Here is a 14,170-nt window from a genome sequence, read left to right as displayed (position 1 = left end):
ACGGAACTGGATCATTAAGTGCTTTTCCCGTCAAAAATCCGATATGCTATTAAGCAGTTAATTTTCTCCTCAAATTAGAGCCAATTCATGTTTAAACGATTCGAATCCTGGGTGGACGCCCTGCCCGATGGTGAACCAACCAAGCCCCCGAAAGGGGTATATGCCTTTTGTCGCCACTATACTCGGGGCTACGAACTACCACTAGTGTTAATGTCAGTATTAACAGCGTTGATAGCAATGCTCGAAGTATCGCTATTTGGTTTTATGGGGAAATTAGTCGACTGGCTAGTAAACAAAAGTCCTGAGACTCTTTACCAAGATGAAGGCTCAACGCTGATTTTAATGTCGGTAATGGTGTTAGTGGTAATGCCATTACTCGTATTATTTCATTCGCTTATTATGCATCAGACGCTACTTGGCAATTATCCAATGTCGATTCGCTGGCTCGCCCACCGTTATTTGCTTAAACAAAGCGTGTCTTTTTATCAAAATGATTTTGCGGGCCGTATTGCCACCAAAGTGATGCAAACATCCCTCGCTGTGCGTGAAACTGTGATGAAATTACTCGATGTGTTGGTTTACATACTCGTGTATTTCACCTCCATGCTAGTCATGGTCGCCAGCGCTGATGCCCGCTTAGTAATCCCTATGCTGATCTGGCTGGCGCTTTACATCGGTCTGCAATGGTATTTTGTGCCGCGCCTAAAAAACGTGTCCACCGAACAGGCCGATGCCCGCTCTACCATGACTGGGCGGATTGTCGACAGCTACACCAATATCACCACGGTAAAACTCTTTGCCCACACCGACAAAGAAGCCGACTACGCCAAAGACAGCATGAAAAGCTTCCTTAAGACAGTGTATCGCCAGATGCGCCTCGTCACTTGGATAAGCGTAAGCGTGCAGGTAATAAACTATTTACTGGCCTTTAGCATCGCTGCTCTCTCTATTGTGCTCTGGAGCGACAATGCCATTACCGTTGGCGCGATTGCGATTGCGGTGAGTCTCGCGCTGCGTTTAAACGGTATGTCGCAATGGATCATGTGGGAAATCAGCTCCTTATTCGAAAACATAGGGACTGTCACCGACGGCATGAATACGCTATCGAAAACCACGCTTATTCAAGATCAATCAAATGCCAAAAAACTTGAGGTTGAGCATGGCAAGATTGATTTCAACCAAGTGTGTTTCCATTACGGTGAAGAAACCGGCGTTATTGAAGGGCTGGATTTAAATATCAAAGCCGGTGAGAAAGTTGGTCTCGTCGGTCGCTCTGGTGCGGGTAAATCGACGCTCGTAAACCTATTAATGCGCTTCTATGATGTTGAAAAAGGCCAAATCACCATCGATGGTCAGGATATCAAGACCGTTAAACAGGATTCGCTGCGCGCCCAAATTGGTATGGTGACTCAGGATACCTCCCTACTGCATCGCACCATCCGAGAAAATATTCTTTATGGCAATCCTAATGCATCAGAGGAGCAGCTCGAACATGCTATTAAGCAAGCTCAAGCCCATGATTTTATTAATGAGCTAACGGATCCTTCGGGTAATCATGGCTTAGATGCTCAGGTCGGTGAGCGCGGCGTAAAACTGTCTGGCGGACAGCGTCAACGTATCGCAATTGCGCGGGTATTACTCAAAAATGCCCCAATTTTGTTGCTGGATGAAGCGACCTCGGCGTTAGATTCTGAAGTGGAAGCTGCTATTCAAGAAAGTCTATACCAGTTAATGAAGGGCAAAACGGTGATAGCCATCGCCCACCGTTTATCGACAATTGCTGCAATGGACAGGTTAATCGTGCTAGATCAGGGACGTATCGTTGAGCAAGGCACCCATCAAGAGCTTATCGCTCAGGGTGGCATCTATGCGCAGCTTTGGGCGCATCAAACCGGTGGTTTCCTTGGGGTTGAATAATCCCGATTGACTGAAACTAAGGCGACCATGAGTCGCCTTTTTATTGCCTGTAAATCTGTTCAATTGAGTATCAATAAATATTTTTGATATAACAAGTTGAACAACAATGAATTCACATTAGCATTTTAACATAGTAAGGGCATCACCCTCTTAGTCCGTATAATCCGAACCCAAGTATTCTTCTTAAATGACCCTACACGTGCCCCTAGTGTGCCAACGGGTGTAATTACGAGTATTGAGCTAACAAGTTCATATCACTTTTATCATTGAAGATTTGGTATTGAGCATTGGGGAGCCAACAATAGGAACTAGAGTGGGAACCTGATTGCGGGAAGTTAGCTTTATAAGTCATGTTTAGGAAAGAAATAATCCAAAGAATAAACACTCTCAGGGTAATGATTTAAATCAAAAAGACGCTGTTTAACAACTTAGTAAGGATTAGGGCAAATTTCAGATACAAAAAAACCACCTTAAGGTGGCTATTTGTTTTCCAACTAACATTACGATTAACGATAGTTGAAATTGGTATCCCCTAGGGGATTCGAACCCCTGTTACCGCCGTGAAAGGGCGGTGTCCTAGGCCTCTAGACGAAGGGGACACAAGGACATATTAATTTGAATTTTCATTCCCGTTTAACATTGACGGTGTCCTAGGCACACTTCTAAGAACAGAAGGTAAGTAAAGGACCGATATTTAGCCTCATCGCGGAGGTCTTGCTATTTATCTCAAACAACTCGTTAGTCATTTGGGATGGACTCTATCTTTTGGGATAGAGTGGTATCCCCTAGGGGATTCGAACCCCTGTTACCGCCGTGAAAGGGCGGTGTCCTAGGCCTCTAGACGAAGGGGACACAAGGACATATTAATTTGAATTTTCATTCCCGTTTAACATTGACGGTGTCCTAGGCACACTTCTAAGAAAAGAAGTGTAAGTCAAGGACCGATATTTAGCCTCTTCGCGGAGGTCTTGCTATTTATCTCAAACAACTCGTTAGTCATTTGGGATGAAAGTGGTATCCCCTAGGGGATTCGAACCCCTGTTACCGCCGTGAAAGGGCGGTGTCCTAGGCCTCTAGACGAAGGGGACACAAGGACATATTAATTTGAATTTTCATTCCCGTTTAACATTAACGGTATCCTAGGCGCACTTCCAAGAACAGAAGGCAACTCAAGGATCGATGTTTAACCTCATCACTGAGGTCTCGCTATTTTCTCTCAAACAACTCGCTAGTCATTTGCGAGGAAAGTGGTATCCCCTAGGGGATTCGAACCCCTGTTACCGCCGTGAAAGGGCGGTGTCCTAGGCCTCTAGACGAAGGGGACACAAGGACATATTAATTTGAATTTTCATTCCCGTTTAATATTAACGGTGTCCTAGGCACACTTCTAAGAACAGAAGGTAAGTAAAGGACCGATATTTAGCCTCATCGCGGAGGTCTTGCTATTTATCTCAAACAACTCGTTAGTCATTTGGGATGGACTCTATCTTTTGGGATAGAGTGGTATCCCCTAGGGGATTCGAACCCCTGTTACCGCCGTGAAAGGGCGGTGTCCTAGGCCTCTAGACGAAGGGGACACAAGGACATATTAATTTGAATTTTCATTCCCGTTTAATATTAACGGTGTCCTAGGCACACTTCTAAGAAAAGAAGGTAAGTCAAGGACCGATATTTAGCCTCTTCGCGGAGGTCTTGCTATTTATCTCAAACAACTCGTTAGTCATTTGGGATGAAAGTGGTATCCCCTAGGGGATTCGAACCCCTGTTACCGCCGTGAAAGGGCGGTGTCCTAGGCCTCTAGACGAAGGGGACACAAGGACTATTAATTTAATATTATTACGAATAACAACATTCTGCTTAATAACGCATAATTTGGTGGAGCTAGACGGGATCGAACCGTCGACCTCTTGCATGCCATGCAAGCGCTCTCCCAGCTGAGCTATAGCCCCAAATTTTTGACAACACACATTTGTATCGACAGAAACTTAGATTTTTTCTTATCAAACAACTCGCTAGTTGTTTGATAGAAACCTTATCTCAATGAGATAATTGGTATCCCCTAGGGGATTCGAACCCCTGTTACCGCCGTGAAAGGGCGGTGTCCTAGGCCTCTAGACGAAGGGGACACAGGACTATTAATTCGATATAAATCATTATATCCCGCTTAATATCGGCGGAAAGCTTGGTGGAGCTAGACGGGATCGAACCGTCGACCTCTTGCATGCCATGCAAGCGCTCTCCCAGCTGAGCTATAGCCCCAAGCTTTCAAGCTGTATTTAAGTGCACCACAAGCATTTGCTCGTCTGTGTCTCAACTACGGGGCGCATTCTATGCAGCGCACCTAAATGTGTCAACTCGTTTTTTAGGAATTTATTCTATCTGCTACAAATTCAATCGCTTTGGATAATCTTTGCTCAGAACGAGTCTTTCCTATTAAGAATAAGGTGATATCTAAGCCTGGAGACTGCCCTGCCCCAGTTACGGCGACGCGTAATGGCATACCGACTTTACCCATTCCCACTTCTAACTCAGCAGCTGTCGCTTCAATGGCTTGATGAATTCCTTCAACAGTCCAATCAGTTAATGCTGCTAATTTTTGTTGCACTAATTGAAGTGGTTCAAGCGCCACACCACGTAAATGCTTTTTCGCCTGTTCAGCATCGAACTCTGCGAAATCTTCGTAGAAATAACGGCTAGAAGCAGCTAACTCTTTTAAAGTCTTGGCACGTTCAGCCAGTGCTGTCACTACTGCAGATAAGGCAGGGCCATTGGTGGTATCAATCTTCTGATCGTCCATGTGCCACTGCAGGTGAGAAGCCACATATTCTGGATCAAGCGTCTTAATATAGTGTTGGTTTAACCAAACCAGCTTTTCAGTATTAAAAGCAGACGGCGCTTTGTTGATGTCGTCTAGCTTAAATAGCTGCTTCATTTCCTCTAAAGAGAACACTTCTTGGTCGCCATGTGACCAACCTAAACGCACTAAGTAGTTCAGCAATGCTTCTGGTAAATAGCCGTCGTCACGGTATTGCATTACGCTTACCGCGCCATGACGCTTAGACAGCTTGGCACCATCGTCACCTAAAATCATCGACACGTGGGCATATTCAGGAATAGGCGCACCTAATGCTTTAAGGATGTTGATTTGACGTGGCGTGTTGTTGATATGGTCTTCACCACGAACTACACAGGTAATGCCCATATCCCAATCGTCTACCACCACACAGAAGTTATAAGTAGGCACACCGTCGGTACGGGCGATGATCAGATCATCTAATGCATCGTTTGAGAATTCGATACGGCCACGAACGTGATCGTCAAATACGACTGAGCCACCAATTGGGTTTTTGAAACGCACAACGAAAGGCTCATCACTCTCGCCTTCAGACAAGACACGCGCAGGCAGATCACGACAGCAACCATCGTATTTTTGCGCCTCGCCCTTAGCTGCTTGTGCTTCTCTTAACGCATCAATACGTTCACGCGAGCAATAACATTTATAAGCTGTACCCTGTTCTAACATCTGAGCAATGATTTCGTTGTAACGATCAAAACGCTTAGTTTGATAGTACGGGCCCTCGTCCCACGTCAAACCTAACCAGTTCATGCCCTCCAAAATGGCATCACATGCAGCCTGAGTAGAACGTTCAATATCCGTATCTTCAATACGTAAAACAAACTCACCATTATTGGCACGAGCTTGTAACCAAGAATAAAGAGCAGTACGGGCACCGCCCACGTGCAAAAAGCCAGTTGGGCTTGGGGCAAAACGCGTCTTAGTTGTCATAATGGGACACTAACCTATATAAAGTCGTCTAGATAAAGACAATCACGGTAAAAAGTGGGCTTATTCTAGCAGCCTAACTGGACGCTGCAAATGGAACATATCATGACGTGCACCAAGTTAAAGAAACAATGCAACACGCTCCCTATCCTTATTATCTCTGTCCATCCAATCTCATTAGGTTAGCTTTGCTCTCTTTTATTTAACTCGCGAGGCTCGCCAAGGGTTATTTATAGGAAGTAGGCCAAGAGTAAGCGCCATTCACAAAACAGTGAAATGACACATCGCTAAGCAGATATTTACCCAACAAAAGCCAAATCGGGCACCTTCCCTCCTCTCCGAGGAAAAGCCTTGATTATTTTACAACTCAAAATGAAACTAGCATTGAGAGCAAACACATCATTTGAAGCACTTTGTTCAGAGTTAAACCCTAAATAAAGGTGAAACCTGCAACGATGACCAAATGCCATTTACGAATATCATCTTAAATTGCTTAATAAAGTAACAGTTTAAAACTAAGCACGGTTAACATTAAGACAAAGCGAACAAAAATAGCGCGACCAATGCTTTTTTCATTAAAAAGCGTTGACACTCGATCGAACCTCCCTATAATACGGCTCCACACAGCAGAGGTCGCTTAGCTCAGCTGGGAGAGCACCTCCCTTACAAGGAGGGGGTCACTGGTTCGATCCCAGTAGCGACCACCATGTGTTAAATGAAAATTTAATCATGGTATTCAAGTTGTTATATGCCCGGGTCGCTTAGCTCAGCCGGGAGAGCACCTCCCTTACAAGGAGGGGGTCACTGGTTCGATCCCAGTAGCGACCACCATATACTCCTTAATTTACTGTGTCGTCATTCTCCGGTCGCTTAGCTCAGCCGGGAGAGCACCTCCCTTACAAGGAGGGGGTCACTGGTTCGATCCCAGTAGCGACCACCATATTTTAGAATGACATAAAAATTAGTATTGAATGAATTCCGGTCGCTTAGCTCAGCCGGGAGAGCACCTCCCTTACAAGGAGGGGGTCACTGGTTCGATCCCAGTAGCGACCACCATATTCTTCATTACTGTTTTACCCGGGTCGCTTAGCTCAGCCGGGAGAGCACCTCCCTTACAAGGAGGGGGTCACTGGTTCGATCCCAGTAGCGACCACCATAATTCTGCATTACCGATTTACCCCGGGTCGCTTAGCTCAGCCGGGAGAGCACCTCCCTTACAAGGAGGGGGTCACTGGTTCGATCCCAGTAGCGACCACCATATTTCCAACAAAACTTTACCCCCAGCTCATCTCAACTATGCTTGATCTTAATCAGCGTATGCTTATGTGGCTTACAATCTCAATATACTCTGTAATCCGCTCTAGCAACTGATTTGAATTTGCCTTTGGCATTTTTGGAGATCAGCACCATGGCCAGTGTCAGTCAATCAGCGTCATTATCGAATATTGCTGCATACCTTAAACATACTCAGTCCTGTGATGAGCAAACAGCACTTAAGGAAGCCAGAGAAGTCATGCACAATCTGGTGAGTATGCGTCAGAAAGGCTTTATTACGGGTTGGTATTTTGATGAACGCGGTCATTTAGAATTACTGCCAAGCGATGCGATTTTAAAACGCCTCGGTGAAACCACTAAATAAACCCGTTTCCCCCTTCTCACCTCCTTAATTTCCAAGGATTCACATTCCTATTGGTCAATTTGATCTAAACCTTACCAAAAGCGTGCATTATTCGACCAACACTGTTTTAGCCTTTTATTCACCGCTCAATCGCAATAGGCGGTTTTCCACCCATAGCAGCTTTGTACGTGAGCGAGATCTCACCCATAAAATCCAGAGTGTGACAAAGCTCAAATGCACTACACTTTAGTAACCAAACACTTACAGTTTGGTTCATGAGTTGGCGTGGTATTTGCCTTAATGAAAACAGACCTCAGGGAAATCAAGGCTGTATTCCTACTCATACTTGGTAATAAAGCAACCAAGACTGGGGACAACTCCAAAAACAAATAAAGGAACTAAAGAAATGACCGTGAATCAACAAATTGGAATTAATCGCCCACTAAAAACCATTGCAAAAATGTTTGCGCTAGCGTCGGTATTTGCTACTAGCATGAACGTGTTCGCAACCCCCGTTGAACTGAAGTTTTCCCACGTGGTGGCTGAAAACACTCCTAAGGGTCAAATGGCGCTTAAGTTCAAAGAATTAGTTGAGCAACGTTTACCAGGAGAATACACAGTGAGTGTGTTTCCTAACTCTCAGTTATTCGGAGATAACAACGAGTTGGCAGCACTTTTACTTAACGACGTACAATTTGTAGCACCTTCACTGTCTAAATTCGAACGTTATACCAAGCGTTTACAAGTGTTCGATTTACCCTTCCTCTTTAACGACATGGACGCAGTGAATCGCTTCCAGCAAGGTGAAGCGGGTCAAGCGCTACTTAATTCAATGAACCGCAAGGGTATTGTCGGTTTAGGTTATTTACACAATGGTATGAAACAATTCTCTGCAAATACGCCACTTAAACTCCCAACCGATGCCAAAGGCCTAAAATTCCGAGTCATGGCATCGGATGTATTAGCAGCACAATTCGATGCTATCGGCGCAATTCCAGTGAAGAAACCTTTCTCTGAAGTGTTCACCCTACTGCAAACCCGCGCGATTGATGGCCAAGAAAACACTTGGTCAAACACCTACTCACAAAAATTCTATGAAGTTCAAACTCATATTACTGAAAGTAATCATGGCGTACTGGACTACATGGTCGTGACCTCAGATACCTTCTGGAAGGGCCTCCCCGCCGATAAACGTAAAATCATCAAAGAAGCATTAGATGAATCTATCGCCCTTGGTAATAAGATTGCATCTGAAAAAGATAACGAAGATAGACAATTGATTATCGATTCTAAACGCTCTCAACTGGTGACCTTAACCCCAGAAGAACGTCAAAAATGGATTGATGTGATGAAACCAGTTTGGGCGAAGTTTGAAGACCAAGTTGGCAAAGACGTGATTGACGCTGCAGTTGCTGCTAATAAATAAAAAATGATGTTTACCGCTTAACGCCTCTGGGGTTAAGCGGTGTTAAATGCGGGGAGAAAGCTGTGATATCGCGATTATTTGGTTATTTCGAAGAAGGGGTGCTCAACCTATTGATCACTCTGATGACACTCTTGGTATTTACCGAGGTAGTGGCACGATTTTTCTTCAGTACAGGATTCCTATGGATCCAAGAACTCACACTCACACTGTGCGGATGGTTTGTACTTTTCGGTATGTCCTATGGCGTAAAGGTCGGCGCACATATTGGTGTTGATGCCTTTGTGAAAACATTGCCACCCAAAGCTAAAAAAATAACCTCTCTGGTTACGGCGCTCATTTGTATCGCTTACTGTGTGCTCTTCCTCAAGGGCAGTTGGGATTACCTTTCTCAGATGTACCAAATTGGCGTACCGATGGAAGACATTCACTTTCCTCAATTTTTCTTAAAAGCACTCGATCCAGACTTTGCCTGGGAAACCTTAAAAATCGATGTCGATGATGGCGCTGTGCCGATTTGGTTATCTCAAAGTATCTTGCTCATTGGTTTTAGTATGCTGACTTGGCGCTTTGTCGAGCTATTTATCGCCATTTTACGTAACCAAACCACAGGTTTAACCTTCGCCAATGAAGCCAAAGAAAGCATGCATTTGATTGATGACAGCGCCCAACAAACACCCGAAACAAATAAAAATGATGGGGAAGCTAAGTAATGGCCATTATGACCCTCTTTACCGCCTTACTCGTCTGTATGATCCTAGGCATGCCTATCGCCATTGCGTTAGGTTTTTCCAGCATGCTGACTATTTTGTTATTTTCAAATGACTCACTGGCATCTGTTGCCCTTAAACTCTATGAGTCATCTTCAGAACACTATACCCTGCTAGCCATTCCATTTTTTATTCTATCCTCTGCGTTCTTATCGACTGGCGGTGTTGCAAGACGGATTATTGATTTTGCCATGGACAGTATCGGCCATATCCGCGGCGGTTTAGCGATGGCTTCCGTTATGGCCTGTATGCTGTTCGCAGCGGTATCAGGTTCATCTCCGGCAACGGTTGCCGCCATCGGCTCTATTGTGATTGTCGGCATGGTGAAAGCCGGTTACCCCGAAAAGTTTGCCGCGGGTGTGATTACTACCTCTGGCACCTTGGGGATTTTGATCCCACCATCGATTGTAATGTTAGTATACGCTGCTGCAACTGAAGTCTCAGCAGCCCGTATGTTTATGGCAGGCTTAATCCCAGGTCTTATGATGGGCCTCTTGCTGATGATAGTGATTTATATTGTCGCACGATTTAAAAACCTGCCCTCACGTCCCTTCCCAGGCTTTAAAAAACTTGGGATTTCCAGCGCTAAGGCGTTGGGTGGTTTAGCATTAATTCTTATTGTTTTAGGTTCTATCTATGGCGGAGTTGCAAGTCCCACCGAGGCTTCAGCCGTTGCCTGTATGTATGCTTACTTGATTGCCGTATTTGGCTACCGTGATATCGGCCCATTAAAAAATGTGGCTTGGCGTAATCCAAATGAAAACCTAGTGAGTGCCGTTTTCCGTAACCTTAGCCATATGGTATTGGGGCTAATTAAAACCCCTGTCGATAAAGAAATCCGTAACGTAGTGCGTGATGGTGCTAAGGTCAGCATTATGCTGCTGTTTATCATTGCTAACGCTATGTTGTTCGCCCACGTACTGACAACTGAGCGTATCCCACACATCATCGCCGAACATATTGTGGGTATGGGTTTACCGGCTTGGGGCTTCCTGATTATCGTTAACTTGCTGCTGCTGGCGGCGGGTAATTTTATGGAACCTTCGGCCATCGTATTGATTATGGCACCAATCCTATTTCCAATTGCAGTGCAACTGGGTATCGATCCTATCCACTTAGGTATCATCATGGTGGTCAACATGGAAATCGGCATGCTGACCCCGCCCGTGGGGCTCAACCTCTTCGTGACGGCGGGGATAACCAAGCGCAGCATCGGCTGGGTCATCCAGTCGGTTTTACCTTGGTTAGCCTTAATGTTAGCGTTCCTTGCACTTATTACCTATGTTCCGCAAATTTCACTGTTCTTACCCGAGTATCTCGATAAGTTGAAGGGATATTAATCGCGACACGAGTCGTATTCCTTGATTTTAGATGCTTTATAAGCGAGCCTACTGCGGCTCGCTTTTTTCAGCGCAAACAGGATTGCCTGCTATGTTACCTATGACCCCAAAAGCCAAACAACGTCTACTACTGACGGTAGTGCTTCTCGCGGGGCTATTTGCCATCTTAAAATTAACCTATTGGGTTCACTTTTATCAGGGCAAAATCGACATAGAACAACAGTCTGAAAAGCAGCTAAAGGAATTGGTGAGCTTCTTAGACGGCGCCCTCTCCCGCTACGAAAGCATTCCCCATGTACTCTCGACCAACCCTATGTTGGCTAACGTACTCAACGATCAGCAAAATGCAAAAAAAGTGCAGGAATTAAACCTGTATTTAGAAGAAATCCAGCATGTTACCGAAGCATCAGATATCTACCTTATCGATGCGCTCGGGATTGCCGTTGCTGCCAGTAACTGGCAACAGCACTTTTCTTTCATCGGTAAAGATTACTCCTTTCGCCCCTACTATACCGATGCAATTTCGGGCAACTTAGGTCGCTATTACGCGGTTGGGACGAGCTCAGATAAGCGGGGATTTTACTTCTCCTATCCCATTTATCAGCGGGGAGCACAGGGAATACTGGGTGCCATTGTCGTCAAGGTGGATATTTCCGATATCGAACAACAGAGCACGAGCATTGCGCTTGCGGGCCAATATGAATTTATCATCAGCGATCCCGACAATATCGTGTTTATCTCCAGCATCGATGAGTGGCGTCTGCGTTCATTAACGCCGCTGACCGAGTCAAAGCAATATGCACTCAATGCCTCCAGACGCTATGCAAATCGCCCGATTGGCGAGCTTAATATCAAACCACACTACTTAGATGGCACGGCAAACACAGGTAAAATTTATCAAATCGGTTTAGGCCGTAGCCATACCGACTATATGGATACCCACCACCTGATGAGTAAAGCGGGTTGGCGAGTACATATTCTTGCTCCCCTAAAGCCTCTACATGAAACCATGCCAGCATTGATGTTACTGTCAGCGGCTATCTATCTGTTATTAGCTTTAGGGTTATTATTCAGCAGCGAAAAACGACGTAACCTACAAAGGCTGCAACTTGCCCAGAGTTTGCTCGAGCAGCGGGTGGAAGAGCGAACACGCGATTTACAGCAAGCAAACACGCGCCTTAAGGACACGCAAGATGAGCTCATTCAAGCCGCAAAATTAACGGTGATCGGTAGTCTTTCCGCCAGTATCAACCACGAGCTCAATCAGCCACTGGCCGCCCTTCGCAGCTACGCCCAAAATACCCAGACCTTCCTTTCCCGCAATATGCCGGACAAGGCAATGGATAATTTGAAAATAATTATCGAATTAACCGACCGCTTAGCGGACATTGTCGGCCAATTTAAAAGCTTTACCCGTAAGAGCCAGGGGACGGACAGCGCCACGGATCTAAATCGCTGTATTCGTCAGGCGCTAACCATAGTCCAGCCCGAAATCGACAAACAAGGGGTTGAGCTTGATGTGCAGTTGCCCGAATTTGACTATCAGGTCTGGGGCGATAAAGTGCGCCTACAGCAAGTATTCGTTAACATCATGAGTAACGCGATTGTTGCCATGCAGCAAGCCCCAAAGCGCAAACTCAGCATCAGTATTCAATATGATGGCAAGTTATGTATCAGCATTCAGGACTCGGGCCCAGGGGTGCGAGAGAGCCAAATGGAAAAGATTTTTGAGCCGTATTTCACCACCAGTGAACGCACAGGACTGGGACTTGGACTCTCTATTTCCCAACGAATTATTGAGTCTATGCAAGGTCAAATTAACGTGGCCAACGCCGAAGAAGGCGGCGCCATTTTCCGCATTATTTTACCGATTTATGCCTATGAGGAGCGCCTTTCACTATGAGCGTACCTAACGCCATCCAAGACTACAGTGTGCTTATCGTCGATGACGAATTGCATATCGGCACAGTATTAGTTCAACTATTTGAGCTTGAAGGCATTAGAGCCATCGCGAGCACTGAGCCCAAGGGCATCGCCAAACTGCTCGATAAGGATTGGCCCGGCATGGTGATTTCCGATGTGAACATGCCGCAACTTGACGGCATCAGCCTCATGCAGCAAATCCACCAGCAAGATGCAGATCTCCCCGTCGTGTTGCTCACAGGTTTTGGCGATATTGCGATGGCAGTCAATGCCTTAAAACAAGGTGCCTATGATTTCCTCGAAAAGCCCTTTAATAACGAACATATGCTCGATGTGGTCAAACGGGCTCTGGAAAAACGCAGCCTGACGCTTGAAAACCGTAAACTCAAAAAGGAACTCGAAAGCCATAATGCACCGGGACCTAGGATATTAGGCCATAGCGTCGGCATTAATCGGATGCGGCATATTATCGATCAGGTTATCCATACCCCTGCCGATGTGCTGATTGAAGGCGAAACGGGCACAGGTAAAGAGTTAGTGGCACGTTACTTACATGATCACAGTAGTCGTAATCAGGCGAACTTTGTTGCCATCAATTGCGGCGCCATCCCTGAGAACCTGATTGAAAGTGAGTTATTTGGTGCAGAGGCGGGCGCCTTTACCGGCGTGGATAAAATGCGCATCGGTAAGTTTGAATACGCCAATGGCGGCACTTTGTTTTTAGATGAGATTGAAAGTACCCCACTGTCATTGCAGGTTAAGCTACTGCGGGTACTTGAAGATAGAAAGGTTGAGCGCTTGGGCTCAAACAAGAGTATCGATTTGGATATCCGCGTGATTGCCGCCACTAAGGTCGATTTGAAGACTCTATGTGATACGGGCGAATTTAGGCAGGATTTACTCTATCGACTCAATCTTGTCACAGTGCCGATTCCGCCACTTCGAGATCGCCGTGAGGATATACCGCTCCTCTTCTTACACTTTGCCCGGGTCGCATCAGCCCGTTATCACAAGGCACTTATCCCACTTAATGCCGAACAAAACACGCTACTCAGCTCACACGATTGGCCAGGAAATGTGCGTGAGCTTAGGAATCTTGCCGAACGTTATGTACTCCTTGGGGGTGAAGCCGCCTTTGCAGGCAATTTGGGTAATACTCCCAGCCTGCACTCGAGCATGTCCCTGCAGCAGCGAGTCGAATTCTTTGAACGGGTATTAATAGAAGAAGCGCTTAGCCATAACAAGGGCAGTATCAAACAGACCATGGAACAGCTCGAGCTGCCCCGTAAAACGCTTTACGATAAAATGCGCAAATACGACCTCGACCGTAAGCAATATATCACTGCCGATGAATAGAACACTGCCCAATCAAGCCCGCGCTATTTGAATCGCTAA

General features: G+C 45.7%; 8 protein-coding genes and 15 tRNA genes. 13 read left to right on the top strand and 10 right to left on the bottom strand.

Annotation, left to right across the window (positions count from 1 at the left end; genetic code table 11):
- The first annotated feature begins 87 nt into the window (after positions 1–87).
- Entirely contained in the window at positions 88–1,917 is a 1,830-nt protein-coding gene (locus tag K0H61_RS06095; RefSeq protein ID WP_220051823.1) for an ABC transporter ATP-binding protein, read from the top strand.
- A gap of 523 nt (positions 1,918–2,440) precedes the next feature.
- Here the strand turns inward: K0H61_RS06095 and K0H61_RS06090 are convergent.
- From K0H61_RS06090 to gltX, 10 genes are all read right to left on the bottom strand, one after another.
- A tRNA-Glu gene (locus tag K0H61_RS06090) sits at positions 2,441–2,516 on the bottom strand.
- 177 nt (positions 2,517–2,693) lie between these two features.
- Positions 2,694–2,769 (bottom strand) — tRNA-Glu (locus K0H61_RS06085).
- Between the two features lie 160 nt (positions 2,770–2,929).
- Positions 2,930–3,005, bottom strand: a tRNA-Glu gene (locus tag K0H61_RS06080).
- A gap of 160 nt (positions 3,006–3,165) precedes the next feature.
- Positions 3,166–3,241: transfer RNA gene (locus tag K0H61_RS06075), tRNA-Glu, on the bottom strand.
- Between the two features lie 177 nt (positions 3,242–3,418).
- Positions 3,419–3,494: transfer RNA gene (locus tag K0H61_RS06070), tRNA-Glu, on the bottom strand.
- A 159-nt stretch (positions 3,495–3,653) separates the two neighbouring features.
- Positions 3,654–3,729: transfer RNA gene (locus tag K0H61_RS06065), tRNA-Glu, on the bottom strand.
- 61 nt (positions 3,730–3,790) lie between these two features.
- Positions 3,791–3,866 (bottom strand) — tRNA-Ala (locus K0H61_RS06060).
- A 101-nt stretch (positions 3,867–3,967) separates the two neighbouring features.
- Positions 3,968–4,043, bottom strand: a tRNA-Glu gene (locus K0H61_RS06055).
- Positions 4,044–4,100: 57 nt separating this feature from the next.
- A tRNA-Ala gene (locus K0H61_RS06050) sits at positions 4,101–4,176 on the bottom strand.
- Between the two features lie 103 nt (positions 4,177–4,279).
- Positions 4,280–5,704 (bottom strand): glutamate--tRNA ligase, encoded by a 1,425-nt coding sequence (gene gltX / locus K0H61_RS06045; RefSeq protein WP_220051822.1) that lies wholly within the window; start codon positions 5,702–5,704, stop codon positions 4,280–4,282.
- A 628-nt stretch (positions 5,705–6,332) separates the two neighbouring features.
- Here gltX and K0H61_RS06040 point away from each other — a divergent pair.
- The 12 genes from K0H61_RS06040 to K0H61_RS05985 all read left to right on the top strand — a co-directional run bounded on the left by K0H61_RS06040 (position 6,333) and on the right by K0H61_RS05985 (position 14,131).
- A tRNA-Val gene (locus K0H61_RS06040) sits at positions 6,333–6,408 on the top strand.
- A gap of 48 nt (positions 6,409–6,456) precedes the next feature.
- Positions 6,457–6,532: transfer RNA gene (locus tag K0H61_RS06035), tRNA-Val, on the top strand.
- 33 nt (positions 6,533–6,565) lie between these two features.
- A tRNA-Val gene (locus tag K0H61_RS06030) sits at positions 6,566–6,641 on the top strand.
- 40 nt (positions 6,642–6,681) lie between these two features.
- A tRNA-Val gene (locus K0H61_RS06025) sits at positions 6,682–6,757 on the top strand.
- Positions 6,758–6,781: 24 nt separating this feature from the next.
- Positions 6,782–6,857, top strand: a tRNA-Val gene (locus tag K0H61_RS06020).
- A 26-nt stretch (positions 6,858–6,883) separates the two neighbouring features.
- A tRNA-Val gene (locus tag K0H61_RS06015) sits at positions 6,884–6,959 on the top strand.
- Positions 6,960–7,109: 150 nt separating this feature from the next.
- A complete protein-coding gene (locus K0H61_RS06010) occupies positions 7,110–7,340 on the top strand; it encodes a hypothetical protein (RefSeq protein WP_220051821.1) in 231 nt (76 codons plus the stop codon).
- Between the two features lie 385 nt (positions 7,341–7,725).
- Positions 7,726–8,745 carry a TRAP transporter substrate-binding protein gene (locus K0H61_RS06005; protein ID WP_220051820.1) on the top strand — a complete coding sequence of 340 codons (1,020 nt, stop codon included), beginning with the start codon at positions 7,726–7,728 and terminating at the stop codon, positions 8,743–8,745.
- Between the two features lie 62 nt (positions 8,746–8,807).
- On the top strand, positions 8,808–9,455 hold the full coding sequence (locus K0H61_RS06000) for a TRAP transporter small permease (protein ID WP_220051819.1): 648 nt from the start codon (positions 8,808–8,810) through the stop codon (positions 9,453–9,455).
- A complete protein-coding gene (locus K0H61_RS05995) occupies positions 9,455–10,852 on the top strand; it encodes a TRAP transporter large permease (RefSeq protein ID WP_220051818.1) in 1,398 nt (465 codons plus the stop codon). The genes K0H61_RS06000 and K0H61_RS05995 overlap by 1 nt, the downstream gene beginning before the upstream one ends.
- 91 nt (positions 10,853–10,943) lie before the next feature.
- Positions 10,944–12,755, top strand: coding sequence for a sensor histidine kinase (locus K0H61_RS05990; RefSeq protein ID WP_220051817.1), 1,812 nt, complete (start codon positions 10,944–10,946; stop codon positions 12,753–12,755).
- Entirely contained in the window at positions 12,752–14,131 is a 1,380-nt protein-coding gene (locus tag K0H61_RS05985; RefSeq protein WP_220051816.1) for a sigma-54-dependent transcriptional regulator, read from the top strand. Before K0H61_RS05990 ends, K0H61_RS05985 begins: the two co-directional genes overlap by 4 nt.
- Positions 14,132–14,170: the final 39 nt, after the last annotated feature.

It is taken from the genome of Shewanella acanthi (assembly GCF_019457475.1).
Lineage (GTDB): Bacteria > Pseudomonadota > Gammaproteobacteria > Enterobacterales > Shewanellaceae > Shewanella > Shewanella acanthi.
Note: the sequence above shows the minus strand (reverse complement) of the source record. Positions and strands in the feature narration are given on the sequence as shown.

What these genes read in the sequence shown, in the direction of transcription:
- K0H61_RS06010 (WP_220051821.1), top strand. Translation starts at nt 7,110, where the DNA reads ATGGCCAGTGTCAGTCAATCAGCGTCATTATCGAATATTGCTGCATAC.
- gltX (WP_220051822.1), bottom strand. Translation starts at nt 5,704, where the DNA reads ATGACAACTAAGACGCGTTTTGCCCCAAGCCCAACTGGCTTTTTGCAC.
- K0H61_RS05985 (WP_220051816.1), top strand. Translation starts at nt 12,752, where the DNA reads ATGAGCGTACCTAACGCCATCCAAGACTACAGTGTGCTTATCGTCGAT.
- K0H61_RS06095 (WP_220051823.1), top strand. Translation starts at nt 88, where the DNA reads ATGTTTAAACGATTCGAATCCTGGGTGGACGCCCTGCCCGATGGTGAA.
- K0H61_RS06005 (WP_220051820.1), top strand. Translation starts at nt 7,726, where the DNA reads ATGACCGTGAATCAACAAATTGGAATTAATCGCCCACTAAAAACCATT.
- K0H61_RS05990 (WP_220051817.1), top strand. Translation starts at nt 10,944, where the DNA reads ATGTTACCTATGACCCCAAAAGCCAAACAACGTCTACTACTGACGGTA.
- K0H61_RS05995 (WP_220051818.1), top strand. Translation starts at nt 9,455, where the DNA reads ATGGCCATTATGACCCTCTTTACCGCCTTACTCGTCTGTATGATCCTA.